Consider the following 14208-nt stretch of genomic DNA (forward strand, 5'->3'; position numbering starts at 1 on the left):
CATCGGTTGTGTCTGTTGGCATTCGACACAACCTTGAGGATGCCGTGCTGCCTGTCCCGACCGCGACAACCGCCGTCCGCCGCGACGGGACTCCGTCCCGAAGCGCCGCCCGCTGGTCGGTGCTCGCCGGCCTCGTCCTCCTCGGCCTGTCCGGCGGCGCCGTCGCCCGGCCGTTCTCGGAACCCGACGACCGGAACCTCGACCGCCACGGCCATTACCGCAGCCGGGACGGGTCCGACGTCCACCAGCCGGCCAGGAGCCTCGACGGCCGGAAGCCCGCGGGGGCCACGGCCAAGTGCCGGGACGGGACGTGGAGCTTCAGCCACACGCATCGCGGCACCTGCTCGCGCCACGGCGGCGTGGCGCACTGGGAAGGCTGAGGCCTGCCTCTGCCTTAAGTCCTAAAATGGGCGACAAATAGGAATTTGAGCTTGACACCGGCGCGCTGCCGGGGTATCAACCGGGCACGGTCGAGACGTGTGCGGAGAGACCCCGATGTGGCCACCCCCTCCCAGCAGGGCGGACAGCCGCGCCGAGGCCCTGACGCTCCTGCGCGAGACCGACCTGACGTGCGACGCGATCGCGGCCCGCCTCGGCGTCCACCCGAAGACGGTGCATACCTGGAACGCCCGGGCCGGCTGGCCGAGGCCGCGGCAGCAACGGCCGCGGCTCCTGACGGGGCGCTGGCCGGCGGCGCGCCGGGCCGCCCTGATCCGCCTGCTGTGCACGCCGGGCGCCGATCCCGGCGACGTCACCGAGATCCTGGGTCTCGGCCGGCTCGACCCGGCGATGATGGCCACGGCCTTCGGGGCGGACCTGCCGCTGCCGCCGGCGGTCACCGGGCGCGGCGACCCGGCGGCGGACCCGGCGACCCTGCGGGCGCGTCTGCGCGCCCACATCGCCCGGCAGATCGCCGCCTTCGACGCGGCTCTGAGCGGGGCGGGGCCGGGCGCGCGCGAGTCCGCCCGGGTCCTGCGCGACCTCGGTGGGCTCAAGCGGCTCCTCGACACGGTGGATGCGGAAGGCGCGCGCGCCGCCGCGGGGGAGGGGGGCGATGGCACCGGACCCAACGCTGAACCCGGCACCGAACCCGACCTGCCCGCCCTGCGCGCGGAGATCGCGCGACGCGTTGCTGGCTTTGTCGGCGGCCGGCCGGCTGCCTGACTTCCTCGGGACGCTGCCGCCGGACCTCCTCCGGGCGCTGGCGGGCGACTGGCTGCACCAGGCCCGGCCGGACCAGCTGCCGCCGCCCGACGCGGCGCCCTGGACCACCTGGGCGGTGATCGGCGGCCGCGGCAGCGGCAAGACCCGCACCGGGGCCGAGTGGGTCGACGCCCTGGCGCGGGGCGACCCGGCCTTCGCGGGCGCGCCGGTCGGGCGGATCGCCCTGGTGGGCGAGACCCATCTCGACGTGCGCGACGTGATGGTCGAGGGCCCCTCCGGCCTGCTCGGTCTCCCGGCGCGGGGGCGGGCGCGGCCCACGTGGTCGCCGAGCCGCCGCCGGGTGGAGTGGAGCAACGGCGCCGTCGCGCTCGCCTTCTCGGCGGAGGAGCCCGACGCGCTGCGCGGCCCGCAATTCGGCGCCGCGTGGTGCGACGAGGCCGCCAAGTGGCGCCGGCCCGAGGCGGCCTTCGACATGCTGCAATTCGGCCTCCGCCTCGGCGCCCGGCCGCGCAACCTCGTGACGACGACGCCCCGGCCGGTGCCGCTGATCCGCCGCCTGCTCGCCGACCCGCGCACGGTGGTGAGCCGCGCCCGGACCCACGACAACGCCGCGCATCTCGCGCCCGACTTTCTCGAGCAGGTGGTCGGGCGCTACGCCGGCACGCGGCTCGGCCGGCAGGAACTCGACGGCGAGCTCATCGCCGACCGGGACGACGCCCTGTGGACGCGCGCCGCCCTGGAGGCGGGCCGGATCGCCGCCGCGCCCGATCTCGGCCGGATCGTCGTGGCGGTGGACCCGCCCGCCGCCTCGGGCGCGCGCTCGGATGCCTGCGGGATCGTGGCGGCCGGGCGCGCCGGCGGGCACGCCTACGTGCTGGCCGACGCGAGCCTCGCCCGCGCCACCCCGCAGGCCTGGGCGGCCGCGGCGCTGGCGCTCTACCACCGGCTCCGGGCGGACGCCCTCGTGGTCGAGGTCAACCAGGGCGGCGAGATGGCCGCCGCCGTGCTGGGCCAGTGCGACCCGGCCGTGCCGGTCACCCGGGTCCACGCCACGCGGGGCAAGTACCTGCGCGCCGAGCCGGTCTCGCTGCTCTACGCCCGCGGGCTGGTCCACCACGTCGGCGCCTTCCCGGCGCTGGAGGACGAGCTGTGCGATTTCGGGCCGGAGGGCCTGTCCGGCGGGGCCTCGCCCGACCGCCTCGACGCCCTGGTCTGGGCGCTCACGCACCTGATGCTGGAGACCCGGGCCGCGCCTCGGATCCGGCGGCTGTGACGGCTTCCGCGTGGGCGACCACCCGAAACAATTCGGCGCGCTTCGGGAGAAGCGCGCCGGAGTCGGTTCGTGGTCTCTGGAACGAACTGCATGCTGTATACACAATGTCGTGCGCCAAATCTGTAGCGATCAGGTCACGGCGTCCGGTCCTGAGGTGGGAATCCCCACCGTAGTTCTCCGTATTGCGCGGCGGCGGCGGCCGGTTTGAGCGGCGCGTTTGTCGGGTTGATCCGCGCCGTCCTTCCGGGGCGCCGCGGGCGGACCCTGAATCCTGAACCGTCGTCGATGCCCGACTCCGGCACAACGGGGTGCCCGGATCCCGGGCGCCCGATCGCGCTCAATCACCGCCACCGCCACCGCCGCCATCACCGCCGCCCCCGTCGCCGCAGCCGCCGCCGTCACCGCCGTGACAGCCGCCATCGCCGAAGCCGGCGCCGCCGTCGCCGCCGGAGCCCGAAGCATAGCTGACGGAGCCGGAGCGGCGGGGGCCCTGGGAGCGCCTCGCGGCGGGCATGAGGCAGCGGAGGAAGGGGACGAGCGCGATGACGAAGATCGCGAGTTCGAGGGCCTGCTTCCTGTCCATCGGAACCTCCATCGGTTCGTCGGTCCGGACAGTCTAGCACAGGCGGGGGCGGCGGCCGTCACGGGGGCGCGGTCAGGCTCCGCAGGGCCGCCCGGACGTCGGCGAGGGCGCCGACCAGGGCGTAGCAGGCGAGATCGTGGGCGCCGGCGGCGGCGTTCGCCAGCCGGAAGCGGCAGCTGAGGCGGTTCGCACCGGCCTCGGGGGCGACCGCGAAACTGGGCCGCGGCGCGTCGGGCTCCTGCTCCGGCGGGCCCGGCGCCCAGACCGCGAGGGCGTGCGAGCCCTCCGGCGTCGCCAGGATCACGGGGTCCGGCCGCTCCCCCGCTCCGGGGTCGAGGGGCGCGATCCCGCCGGTGGCCGGGTCGAAGCGCCAGACCGCGGAGAAGTCCGCCGGCACGGCGGCGGCGAGGGGTTCGAGCCGGAGCGCCGCCGCGGGCTCGGCCAGGACGAAACTCGCCTGCACCTCCACGGCGTTGCCGAGGCCCGGCAGGCCGAGGGCGACCCGCTTGCGGAGGATCGGGGCCTGGATCGGGGAGCTCGCAACCGCGGTCGGGCAGTCCGAGGGGGGCTCGTCGGCCGGGTCGGCGGGGCCGTCCCAGGCCATGCGGGTCTCGGTCTCGGCCCAGCTCCGGCCGGCGCGCAGGGCGCGGAGCCGGTGGGCCGCGGGCGCGCCGGTCCCGTCCTGCGGGGTGCCGGCCTCGCTCGCCCGGCGGCACCCGGCCCCTGACCCGATCTCCGCCCGCGCCTGCAGGGCGTCGCCGGGCTCGGTGTCGGCCAGGAAAGTGACGCCGTCCCAGGTCAGCGTGTCCACCGCGCCGGCGACCCGCCGGGACAGGCGCAGGCTGATCTCGGACCGGCCGAAGGGGCGCGCCAGGATCAGGGTCCCGTCGGGCTCCGGCCAGAGGGGCGCGGCCGCGGGCGCATCCCCGGCCCGGGCCGGCGCGGCCAGGGGCGCGGCGACGAGCGCTGGGACGAGCGCTGGGACGAGCGCTGCGATCCGTGCTGCGACGCGGGCACCTGCCCGGACCCGCCCTCGGAACCGCGCCTGGGGCCGTGTGGGGATCCGGGGCTGCATCGCGTGACCATAGCTCAGGAACGGACCGGCATGTCGACCCTCCTCGAACGCCTGGCGCGGGTCGCGCGCCGCCCCGCCGGCGGTGCGACCCTCGCCACCAAGGCCGCGGCCCCGGCCTTCGCCCTCTACGCGGAGGGCCGGGCCAGCTGGACGCCCCGCGATCCGGCGGCGCTCGCCCGGGCCGGCTACCAGGCCAACCCGGTGGTCCACCGGGTGGTGCGGCTCGTCGCCGAGAGCGCCGCGAGCCTGCCGCTGATCGCCACCGGTCCCGGTGCCGAGCGCGCGGGCGACCTGCTGGCCCTGCTGGCGCGGCCGAACCCCCGGGAGAGCGGGCCGCACCTCCTGGAGACGCTCTACGCCGACCTCCTCCTCACCGGCACGGCCTACCTGGAGGCGGTGAGCCTCGACGGGCGGGTCGCCGCGCTCCAGGCCCTGCGGCCCGGGCGGATGCGGGCGCTGCCGGGCCCGGACGGCTGGCCGGCGGCCTACCTGTACACGGCGGGCGGGCGCAGCCGCCGGTTCGACCTGCCCGAGCCGGGCGCCGCGGTGGCGCCGATCCTCGCGCTGGCGCTGTTCCACCCGGAGGACGAGACCGGCGGCCTCGCCCCGATCGCGGCGGCGGCCGCCGCCCTCGACATCCACAACGCCGCGAGCGCCTGGAACAAGGCGCTGCTCGACAACGCCGCCCGGCCGTCCGGCGCCCTGGTCTTCGCCGGGGCGACGCTGTCCGAGCCGCAGTTCGACCGGCTGAAGGCGGAGCTGGAGGCGAACTACCAGGGCGCCGCCAATGCCGGCCGGCCGCTGCTGCTGGAGGGCGGCCTCGACTGGAAGCCCCTGGCGCTCTCGCCGCGGGACATGGACTTCGTGGCGGCCAAGGACGCGGCCGCCCGGGAGATCGCCCTGGCCTTCGGCGTGCCGCCCCTGCTGCTCGGCCTCGCCGGCGACAACACCCACGCCAACTACGCCGAGGCCAACCGCGCCCTCTACCGCCAGACCCTGATCCCCCTCGCGGCCCGCACCGCCCGGGCGCTGGCCGGCTGGCTGGAACCCGCCTTCGGGGCGATCGACCTGGAGCCGGACCTCGACCGGATCGAGGCGCTCGCCGGCGAGCGGGAATCCCTGTGGCGCCGGGTCCAGGCGGCGGACTTCCTGTCGGTCGCGGAGAAGCGGGAGGCCGTGGGCTACCCGCCCGCGATGCCGCGGGCGCCGGGCACGCCGTGAGGCGCGGGTCTCCGCTCCAGCGGCGAGGCCCGCTCCCTCACCGACCCACCCGAGGATCCGCCATGGACGGCCACTTCTCCGGCTATGCCAGCCTGTTCGGCGTGCCCGATCTCGGCCGCGACGTGGTGGTGCCGGGCGCCTTCGCGGCGAGCCTCGCCCGCCGCGGGGCCGCGGGCGTGCGGCTCCTGTTCCAGCACGATCCCGCCGAGCCGATCGGCCGCTGGCTCGCCCTGCGCGAGGACGGCCGCGGCCTGTTCGCGGAGGGCCAGCTGAACCTCGCGGTGCAGCGCGCCCGCGAGGTCGACGCCCTGATGCGCGGCGGCGGCCTCGACGGGCTCTCGATCGGCTTCCGCACGCTGCGCGCCCGGAAGGGCGCCGGCGGCGAGCGCCGGCTGCAGCAGGTCGACCTCTGGGAGATCTCGCTCGTGACCTTCCCGCTGCAGCCGGGGGCCCGGGCGAGCCCAGGTCCGATCCCGGGCCCCGATTCGGAGGCCGACGCGATCCGCGGCCTCGCCGGCCTGATCGCGCCGCCGCGTCCCGCGAGACCCGCCGCGAGACCCCCCGCTCGGCCGCTTCCGGCCGCGCGGTCCTGACTTCCAGCCCCGACGAGGCCCGCCATGGACGCCCACACCCCGATCGCCGATCCCGCCCTCGCGCCGCCGTGCGGCCTGCCGCCGCTGGAGAACAAGGCCGCCCGGCCCGAGGGCGGCCCGGTCCGCTCCGCCCTCGACGAGCTCGCCGCCGCCTTCGCGGCCTTCAAGGAGACGAACGACGCGCGGATCGACCGGATCAAGGGCCGCCTCGGCGTCGACGTGCTCACCGAGGAGAAGCTCGCCCGGATCGACGCGGCCCTCGACGCCGCCCGCACCCGCCTCGACCGGATCGCCCTGGAGCGGGCCCGGCCGCCCCTCGGGCAGCCGGACGTCCGGGAGACGGGGGCCGCGCACGAGCACAAGGCCGCCTTCGACCTCTACGTCCGGGCGGGCGAGAGCGCCGGGCTCAAGCGCCTCGAGGCCAAGGCGCTCTCGGCCGGCTCCGGGCCGGACGGCGGCTACCTCGTCCCCGACACGATCGAGCGGACCGTGCTGGCGCGCCTCGGCCAGGTCTCGCCGATCCGGTCGATCGCCAGCGTGCAGCCGATCTCGGGCGCCCAGTACAAGCGCGCCGTGTCGGTCGGCGCGCCGGTCACCGGCTGGGCCGCCGAGACCGCGCCGCGGCCCGAGACCGCCGCGCCGGCCCTGTCGGAGATCGCGTTCCCCGCCATGGAGCTCTACGCGATGCCGGCCGCCACCCAGACGCTCCTCGACGACGCCGTGGTCGATCTCGACGCGTGGCTCTCGGCCGAGGTGGAGACCGCCTTCGCCGAGCAGGAGGGCGTCGCCTTCGTGTCGGGCAACGGCGCGAGCCGCCCGCGGGGCTTCCTGAGCTACGACACGGTCGCCAACGCCGCCTGGGTGCCGGGCAAGATCGGCACGGTCGCCACTGGGGCGGCCGGGGCGTTCCCGTCGGCCAGCCCGGGGGACGTGCTGTTCGACCTGATCTACGGGCTGCGGGCGGCCTACCGGCAGAACGCCGGCTTCGTCATGAACCGCCGCACCCAGAGCGCGATCCGCAAGTTCAAGGATTCGGAGGGCAACTATCTCTGGCAGCCGCCGCTCGCCGCCGGCCGGGCCGCGACGCTGGTCGGCTTCCCGGTCACCGAGGCCGAGGCGATGCCGGATCTCGCCAAGGACAGCCTGTCGGTGGCCTTCGGGGATTTCCGCCGGGGCTACCTCGTGGTCGACCGCACCGGGATGCGGGTGCTGCGCGACCCGTACTCGGCCAAGCCCTACGTGCTGTTCTACACCACCAAGCGCGTCGGCGGCGGGGTGCAGGATTTCGACGCGCTCAAGCTCCTGAAGTTCTCCTGACGCGCGGGGCCGGGACCGGGGTCTGGGCCGCCACGGCGGCGGTCCTAGCCGGCGCAGGTCGCGCGGTCGCAGCCCGCGAGCCGCCCGGCCTGCTGCTTGGCCCGCTCGAAATTGGTGCGGGCGGTGACGAGCCGCTCGCTGGCTTCCCGGCGGATCCGCACCGAGGTTCCCGGCTTCGCCTCGCGGACGTCCACGGCCTCCCAGTAGGCCATCGCAGCCTGCAGCTCGGCCTGCGCCTCCTTGAGGGTCGGGACCGGCGGCTGGGGCATCTCGGGCATCTCGGTGAGCCGGCCCTCCAGCACGGCCCGCGCCACGGCGATCTCGAACCGCCGGTCGACGCCGAACTGCGCCATCCGCTCCAGGTTCGGCTCGATCATCTGGAGGAGCGCGAGGGTCGGGACGACCAGCTGGTGCGCGTCCCCGCCCCAGCCCGGGTCGCACCTCTCGCCGTTGACCGCCCAGAAGACGCCGCGCGCGGTGGCGATGCGGCCGTTCCGCGCCTCGCGGACGCGCAGGAAGAAGAAGCGCTCGCCGTAGATCGGGTCGAGCGAGCGGACACAGGCCAGGCTGCCGGTTCCGGCTGCCTGATAGTAGGTCTCAAGATCGATTTCCACTGACGTCTCACAATTTCAAGAGCTGCATGACGCGGATCCGCTCGGGCGGACGCGCGGAAATCATGGAAACGCTGAAACGGTACGCGGACGACTCGGGCGTGGAACTGTGTGAAACCAAGCGCTGCGCATTGGCTGCTCGCGTAGGGCCGGTCGGCCGTGCCGGTCGACCCGATGGGGTGAGAGGGTGCCGGGACCCCGGCGCCGCATCCCGATGCGGCGCATTCCGGGTCCGGTCCCGTCGGCAGATCCCCGTCACTGCGGGCCCCGCGGACCGCGCGAGGCGGCGCGGTCCTGCAGGGCGATCGGATCCGCGTCCGAGCCGGCCCGTGAGCGCTCCGAGGCCGAATACCCGTTCATTTCCGGTAGATCAATACGACTTGAGGGCGGACAACAACGTTTCTGCCGGAAACATCGCGCGTTAGTACGCTTTCTGTCCGAAATGCTCAAGGTTTGTCTGTTTCCGAAAGACAAGAAAATCTAATTTCTGTGGCCGACCTGCAACCCAATACCCCGGCGCGGGCCGGCGTTCCGATTTGGGATTGATGGCGCCGGTCATTTGCGGGAACTTATTTGGACAGGGCTCGAAAGAACCAGAGCTCATCGGCAAAACGAAGCAATTCGGCCGAAACGAATAATAGCAGCACGGCCTGCATGGCTGAATGCTGTCTCCAATATGGGTCTCGACGTTTTGGGGAAATCGATGAGGATCTTGAAGCACACGCTCCTCTGTTCCGCTGCGGCTCTGTCCGCAGCGAGCGCAGCGCAGGCGGCTGATCTGCCGGTCAAGAAAGCTGTCCCGATCGAGTATGTCCGCGTCTGCGGCGCGTACGGCGCGGGCTTCTTCTACATCCCCGGCACCGACACCTGCCTGCGTCTCTCCGGCCGCGCCCGGTTCGAGGGCGGCTACATGACAAGCTACTCGCGGCAGAACGGCTCGAACGTCGGTGATACGTCGGGCTATCAGGGCCGGATGCGCATCAACCTCGATGCCCGCACCCAGACCGCCTACGGCACGCTGCGCGCCTTCGTCCGCCTCGATGCCGGCTCCCGCACCGGCTACTCCGGCGTCGGCCAGTCGGGCACCCAGCAGCGCATCGGCCAGGCCTTCCCGGCTCTCGGCATCGACCAGTTCGGCCGCGCCTCGCAGTTCGTGAACGTCGACAAGGCGTTCATCCAGTTCGCCGGCATGACCGCCGGTCGCGCCTCGTCGTTCTTCGACTTCTACGCCCACGACTTCGAGTTCGCCGGCGCCACGCTCGGCTCCGACATCGCCTCGACCAACCTGCTCGCCTACACGGCCACGCTCGGCAACGGCCTGTCCGCCACGATCTCGGCCGAAGACCCGGTCTTCCGCCGCAGCCCGATCTTCTCGCAGACCAACAACCCGGCCGGCGTGACGAACAACTCCAACATCGTCAATTTCGCTCAGACGAACGCTCCGGCCGAGGTGTTCATCGGCTACACCGGCGGCGTGCCGACCCGGTACAGCTTCGTCGACGTGATCCAGCGGACCCGCATGCCCGACGTCGTCGGCGCCCTGCGCCTCGACCAGGCCTGGGGTTCGGCGCAGCTGTCGGCGGCCGTCCACGAGCTCGACGTCGGCAACGTCGCCAACGGCGCCGGCACCGGCACCGGCTCGAACATCAGCATCCCGCACACCAGCAACTCGTACGGCTGGGCGGTGCAGGGCGGCCTGAAGATCAACACGCCGTTCATCGCGCCGGGCGACGCCCTCTACCTGCAGGGCGCCTACGGCTCCGGCTCGCAGATGTACACCGGCTACTGCGCGTTCAGCGGCTGCTACTCGCAGAACCCGACGACCATCCAGGGCCAGAAGTTCGCTCAGTACTTCAACGACGCGACGGTGAACCCGTTCACCGGCCAGCTGGAGCAGTCGACGAGCTTCACCGCGACGGCCTCGTACCTCCACTACTGGACGCCGGAGTGGCGCTCGGCCTTCTTCGGGTCGTACGGTGAGATGAACTACGGCAGCGGGGCCCGTCTCGCCCAGGGCGCGGCCTTCGCGCTGTCCAACCCGGCCGGTGCCAACTCCTTCGGCGTGAACGCCGTCGGCGTCCCGGGCACCCGGTTCTTCCAGCTGAGCGAGGCGCTGCGCGACACCTACGAGTTCGTGGCGGGCGGCAGCATCATCTGGTCGCCGGTCAAGGACCTCGATATCGGTGTCGAGGGCTTCTACACCCAGATCGGCGTCAAGAGCGGCCGCGTGATCGACCGCGACAAGAGCCCGACCGCCTACGCCAACGTCGCCGGCATCAACAACGGCACCTTCGTGCCGCGGACCACCACGGCGGACAGCGTCTCCACCTTCCGCTTCCGCGTCCAGCGCGACTTCTAGATCCCCGATCGGGACCGGTTCGCTCTCCAAAGCTTCCCGGTCCTGATGTCCCCGTGCAAAGGGACCCCACTGCCCGGCCTCGCGGCCGGGCATTTTCGTTTCTCCGGTCGCCCCCGCCCGAAGGCGGGGCGCCGGGCTCAGCGGCCCGCGTTGCCGTCGCGCAGGGTGCCGGTCGGCTCCTGCACGTGCGCCTCGAGGAACCAGAGGTGCTTGTCGACGGCCCGCGAGATCTCGGTGAACAGGTCGGCCGTGTCGGGATCGCCGGCCTCGTCGGTCTCGTCGATGTTCTGCCGCACCGCGTTGGCGTAGGCGGCGTAGCTGTCGATCAGCGCGGCGATGTGGTCGGCGATGGCGTAGATGCCGGTCGGGTAGGCCGGCAGCTTGGTGCGCTCGGCGACCGCCTGGGTCGAGCCGAACGCCGTGGCGCCGAGCTGGACCGCGCGCTCGGCGACGCTGTCGTTCAGCTCGTCGAGCTGGGTGCGGAACCCGTCGAGCATCTCGTGGACGCCGATGAATTGCGGGCCCTTGAGGTTCCAGTGGGCCTGCTTGATCGCCAGCGCGAGGTCGATGCCGTCCGCGAGCCGCGCGTTGAGCGCCTCGATCGAGACCTTCTTGGCGTTCGAGTCGGTGTTGTTGCGGGTCTTGTGCGTCCGCGGGGTGTTGCTGGTGCCGGTGTCGGCCATGCTCTCGCTCCGTGAGCCGGGAAGGTTCGGATGCGAAAAGTGCCGATCGGCCCCCGGGTTCCCGCAGGCGCGAAGGATCCGGGGAAAGGCGGCGGCTTTGCCGCGGCGGGCCGCCTAGCGGCGGCGGCCGGGACGGGCCATCCAGTCCGACCGGTTGCCGCGGGGCACGGCCTCGCCGACCTGGATGCGCGACAGCTCCGCCGAGCGCGCGGCGATCCAGCCGGCATGCTCCGCCACCGGCGTCACCGCGGTGAAGCCGCCGCAGGCGGTCCGGCGCGCGCCCTGCTGCAGGGCGCCGCTCGACCAGCTCACCACGCCGACGATCCGGTAGCCGCCGGGGCCGCCGGTCAGGATCGGGCCGCCGGAATCGCCCAGGCAGGCGCCGGCACCGGAGGTCTCGGCCATGCGCCGCCGGTCGGTCACGACGGTCACCCGGTTGGCGACCTGGAGCGAGCCGATCGACACGAGGTGGGCGAGCCGCAGGATCCGCGCCGAGTTCCGCCGGTTCTCGGCCACCACGCCGAAGCCCGCGATGTCCACGGGCTGCCCGTCGGTGATCGAGGCCGCGCCGCGGGGATCGAGGGGCGCGAAGTCGTTGCCGAGCGGCTGCTCGAGCTTGAGCAGCGCCAGGTCGACGCCGGGCTGGTCCTCGGGGGTCGTCCCCGGCACGAAGTCCGGGTGCATGGAGGCGGTGATCACCGCGGTCCTGTGCTGGCGGAAGTTCCGGTCGACGCCGATCACCGTGTAGCCGGCCGGCCGCATCACGCAGTGGGCCGCGCTGAGCACGAGGTCCGGAGCGATCAGCGTCCCCGAGCAGATCTCGCCCTCGGTGCTCTCGATCCGCACCACGAAGCTGCGCGCCCCGTTCGGGTCCCGCGTCGTCGTGCCGTTGATCACCGCCGCCGCGGGCGTGGGGAGCAGGCCGCCGAGGGCGCCGAGCAGCGATAGGCCCAGGATCCCGCCCCACAGGCCGCCGCGCAGGCTGCGCTCGCGGGGACCGGCCTTTCGGATCGGGCGAGGAGACATCGGGAACTCCGGGCGCGCGGAGGCGCGGGTGTGTGACGCCGGGCGCGGCGCCGAGTGAGCCTAGGGCAGGGGACCCTAGATCTAGTGAGCCTAGAGCAAGGCAATAGCCCGGCCAAGCTGAGGTTCCCTGCGCACGAGGCGCCGCGCCGCTACTCCGCCCAGCGCGCCGTCCGGTCCCAGCCGCCGAGCACGCGGTCGATCCAGCCCCGCTGCGGCCCGACCAGGACGCCCTGAGTCAGGCCGCCGCAGGCGCCGCCGATCCAGGCCGACAGGGCGAGCACCGCCCCGTCCGGTCCCGCGATCGGGCCGCCGGAATCGCCTTGGCAGGCGCCGCCGCCCGCGCCCTTCAGCCAGACCAGGATGCGGCTCGGCCCGTAGGGCTCGATCACCGGCAGGCCGAGGCTGCGATACGTGCCGGTGGAGCGCGGGTCGCCGGGCTTGGCCGCGCCGTAGCCCGCCAGGGTCAGGGTCTCGCCCGCCCGCGCCGGGGCGGCGCTCAGGGTCACGGGCGCGAAGCGCCCCGGCAGCGGCGTCGAGGTGCGCAGCAGCGCGAGATCGACGGAGCGCCGCCGGGAAGCGGCCGCGCCGGCATCGTAGCCCGGATGGAGCGCCTGCGCGGCGACGTCGATCAGCACCGGCGCCCCGGCGGGGTCGCGAAAATGGACGCGGTGCTCCTTGGCGTCGGCGAGGCAGTGGCCCGCGGTCAGCACCGTGTCGGGGGCCAGCACCACGCCGGTGCAGACGCCGCCCTTCGACGACAGGACCATCACGGCCCCGCCGGCCGGCGCCTCGGTGCCGCCGACGATCGCCCGCGCCGGGACGGCCGCGAGCGCCAGGATCGCCGTCAGGATCGCCGTCAGGGTCGCCACCCGCGCGGTGCGGGCCGCCGGGCGGCGCTTCGAGATCGGCATCGGACCACCTGCAGAGAGACGCGCGATGATCCCGTTACGCATCGCCGCCGCCGCCGTCGAGCCGGTGGGCGTGCCGGACCTGCGCGCCTACCTGCGCGTCGACTCCGACGCGGGCGCCGACGAGGACGGCCTGCTCCAGGCCCTGATCGCGGCGGCCCGCGCGAGCCTGGAGATCGAGACCCGCCGGATCCTGGTCCCGGGCCGGTACCGGATCGCCCTGTCCGCCTGGCCGCCGGACGGGCAGGTGCCGCTGCCCCTGAGCCCGCTGGTCGCGGTCCTCCGCGCCGGCCTCGCGGATCCGTCCGGGGCCGTCACCGACCTCGACGCCGGGCTGGTGCGCCTCGGCCCCGACCCGGACGCGGCGCCGTCCCTGCGGGTCGATCCGGCCGCGCCGGATCCCGCCGGCCGCACCGTCCTGATCGAGGTCGCGGCCGGGTACGGCGGCGACGGGCCGCCGCTCCCCGAACCCCTGCGCCTCGCGATCCTGCGCCTCGCCGCCGCCCGCTACGAGCATCGCGGCGACGAGCCCGACGCCGCCCGCATCGACGCCGCCGCGCTCGCCGCGCCGTTCCGGCGCCTGCGGCTGTGATCCTCGCACCCGGAGCTGCCCCGATGGCGATCTCGCCCCGACGCCCAGCCCTCGGCGCGCGGCGGCGCCGCTTCGTGCTCGAGCGGCCCCTGGAGGAGCCGGACGGGTTCGGCGGCGTCCTGCGCCGCTACGTGGCCGGCCCGGTCCTGTGGGGCGGCATGGCCCCGGCGGGCACGGTCGAGAGACCGGCCGGCGGGCGCACCGACACGCTGCCCGCCTACCGCGTGACCCTGCGGAGCCGGGCCGCGGTCGACCCGACCATGCGGCTCGCCGTCGGGCCGCGCCGCTTCGCGATCCGCGCCGTCGCCGAGCCGGACGCGCGGGGCCGCGACCTGATCTGCCACGTCGAGGAACTGCCCGGGGAGGGCCGGTCGTGAGCGGCCCCGGCCCGCTCCTGGCGCTCCGCGCCGGCCTGATCGCCCGCTTCGCCGCCGACGCCGCCCTGGCCGCCCTGCTGGGCGGCCGCGTCCGGCTCTACGACGAGCCGCCGCGCGGCACGCTCCCGGTCTACGCGCTGTTCGGCGATGCCGAGATCACCGACGAGTCCGTCGACGGCGCCGAGCGCCACCGGCACAGCCACGCGATCGTGGTGATCGCTCAGGCCGGCTCCGTGCGCACCGCCCTCGACGCCGCGGCGCGGATGGCGGCGCTGCTCGCGGACGGGGCGACGCCCCTCGTGCTGCCGCTGGCCGGCTGCCGGCTCGTCACCCTCCGGGTGCGGGCCGTCAGCGCCCGCCGCGACGCCCGGACCGGCGAGGCGCGGGCGCGCCTGACGGTCGAGGCCGTCACCGAGAACCTGTGAG

Annotated in this window: 16 protein-coding genes; 10 read left to right on the forward strand and 6 right to left on the reverse strand. The window is 74.4% G+C overall.

Annotation, left to right across the window (positions count from 1 at the left end; genetic code table 11):
* Nucleotides 1-44 precede the first annotated feature (44 nt).
* The 3 genes from LOK46_RS26645 (at nucleotide 45) to LOK46_RS26655 (ending at nucleotide 2437) form a co-directional block, all read left to right on the forward strand.
* Complete coding sequence (locus LOK46_RS26645; RefSeq protein ID WP_273561340.1) at nucleotides 45-380, forward strand: DUF3761 domain-containing protein; 336 nt, start codon at nucleotides 45-47, stop codon at nucleotides 378-380.
* Between the two features lie 115 nt (nucleotides 381-495).
* A complete protein-coding gene (locus tag LOK46_RS26650; protein WP_273561341.1) occupies nucleotides 496-1164 on the forward strand; it encodes a helix-turn-helix domain-containing protein in 669 nt (222 codons plus the stop codon).
* Complete coding sequence (locus LOK46_RS26655; RefSeq protein WP_273564702.1) at nucleotides 1139-2437, forward strand: DNA-packaging protein; 1299 nt, start codon at nucleotides 1139-1141, stop codon at nucleotides 2435-2437. The genes LOK46_RS26650 and LOK46_RS26655 overlap by 26 nt, the downstream gene beginning before the upstream one ends.
* 337 nt (nucleotides 2438-2774) lie before the next feature.
* Here the strand turns inward: LOK46_RS26655 and LOK46_RS26660 are convergent, their stop codons facing one another.
* Together LOK46_RS26660 and LOK46_RS26665 are read right to left on the reverse strand one after the other, a co-directional pair.
* Nucleotides 2775-3020, reverse strand: a complete 246-nt coding sequence (locus LOK46_RS26660) for a hypothetical protein (RefSeq protein ID WP_273561342.1) — start codon at nucleotides 3018-3020, stop codon at nucleotides 2775-2777.
* Between the two features lie 58 nt (nucleotides 3021-3078).
* A complete protein-coding gene (locus tag LOK46_RS26665) occupies nucleotides 3079-4095 on the reverse strand; it encodes a hypothetical protein (protein WP_273561343.1) in 1017 nt (338 codons plus the stop codon).
* 30 nt (nucleotides 4096-4125) lie between these two features.
* Between LOK46_RS26665 and LOK46_RS26670 the strand changes: the two genes are divergently transcribed.
* The 3 genes from LOK46_RS26670 (at nucleotide 4126) to LOK46_RS26680 (ending at nucleotide 7226) form a co-directional block, all read left to right on the forward strand.
* A complete protein-coding gene (locus LOK46_RS26670; RefSeq protein WP_273561344.1) occupies nucleotides 4126-5316 on the forward strand; it encodes a phage portal protein in 1191 nt (396 codons plus the stop codon).
* Between the two features lie 62 nt (nucleotides 5317-5378).
* Entirely contained in the window at nucleotides 5379-5909 is a 531-nt protein-coding gene (locus LOK46_RS26675) for an HK97 family phage prohead protease (protein ID WP_273561345.1), read from the forward strand.
* 24 nt (nucleotides 5910-5933) lie between these two features.
* Nucleotides 5934-7226, forward strand: a complete 1293-nt coding sequence (locus tag LOK46_RS26680) for a phage major capsid protein (protein WP_273561346.1) — start codon at nucleotides 5934-5936, stop codon at nucleotides 7224-7226.
* A gap of 44 nt (nucleotides 7227-7270) precedes the next feature.
* Here the strand turns inward: LOK46_RS26680 and LOK46_RS26685 are convergent, their stop codons facing one another.
* Entirely contained in the window at nucleotides 7271-7840 is a 570-nt protein-coding gene (locus LOK46_RS26685) for a hypothetical protein (RefSeq protein ID WP_273561347.1), read from the reverse strand.
* A 700-nt stretch (nucleotides 7841-8540) separates the two neighbouring features.
* Between LOK46_RS26685 and LOK46_RS26690 the strand changes: the two genes are divergently transcribed.
* Nucleotides 8541-10196, forward strand: coding sequence for a porin (locus LOK46_RS26690; RefSeq protein WP_273561348.1), 1656 nt, complete (start codon nucleotides 8541-8543; stop codon nucleotides 10194-10196).
* Nucleotides 10197-10333: 137 nt separating this feature from the next.
* Here the strand turns inward: LOK46_RS26690 and dps are convergent, their stop codons facing one another.
* From dps to LOK46_RS26705, 3 genes are all read right to left on the reverse strand, one after another.
* Nucleotides 10334-10879: a DNA starvation/stationary phase protection protein Dps gene (gene dps, locus LOK46_RS26695; RefSeq protein ID WP_012321876.1), complete on the reverse strand. Its 546-nt coding sequence runs from the start codon at nucleotides 10877-10879 to the stop codon at nucleotides 10334-10336.
* A 114-nt stretch (nucleotides 10880-10993) separates the two neighbouring features.
* The gene (locus LOK46_RS26700; RefSeq protein ID WP_273561349.1) at nucleotides 10994-11905 is read right to left on the reverse strand and encodes a S1 family peptidase; all 912 of its coding nucleotides are present in this window, start codon (nucleotides 11903-11905) and stop codon (nucleotides 10994-10996) included.
* Nucleotides 11906-12054: 149 nt separating this feature from the next.
* Complete coding sequence (locus LOK46_RS26705) at nucleotides 12055-12816, reverse strand: S1 family peptidase (protein ID WP_273561350.1); 762 nt, start codon at nucleotides 12814-12816, stop codon at nucleotides 12055-12057.
* Nucleotides 12817-12841: 25 nt separating this feature from the next.
* On the opposite strand from LOK46_RS26705, the gene LOK46_RS26710 reads away from it, so the two are divergent.
* From LOK46_RS26710 to gp17, 3 genes are read left to right on the forward strand one after another with little or no spacing between them, the layout of a single operon-like run.
* Entirely contained in the window at nucleotides 12842-13405 is a 564-nt protein-coding gene (locus LOK46_RS26710; protein WP_273561351.1) for a head-tail connector protein, read from the forward strand.
* Nucleotides 13406-13428: 23 nt separating this feature from the next.
* Entirely contained in the window at nucleotides 13429-13782 is a 354-nt protein-coding gene (locus LOK46_RS26715) for a head-tail adaptor protein (protein ID WP_273561352.1), read from the forward strand.
* Entirely contained in the window at nucleotides 13779-14207 is a 429-nt protein-coding gene (gene gp17 / locus LOK46_RS26720) for a tail completion protein gp17 (RefSeq protein WP_273561353.1), read from the forward strand. Before LOK46_RS26715 ends, gp17 begins: the two co-directional genes overlap by 4 nt.
* Nucleotide 14208: the final 1 nt, after the last annotated feature.

The sequence above is a fragment of the Methylobacterium sp. NMS14P genome, assembly GCF_028583545.1.
In the GTDB taxonomy this organism is placed as follows: domain Bacteria; phylum Pseudomonadota; class Alphaproteobacteria; order Rhizobiales; family Beijerinckiaceae; genus Methylobacterium.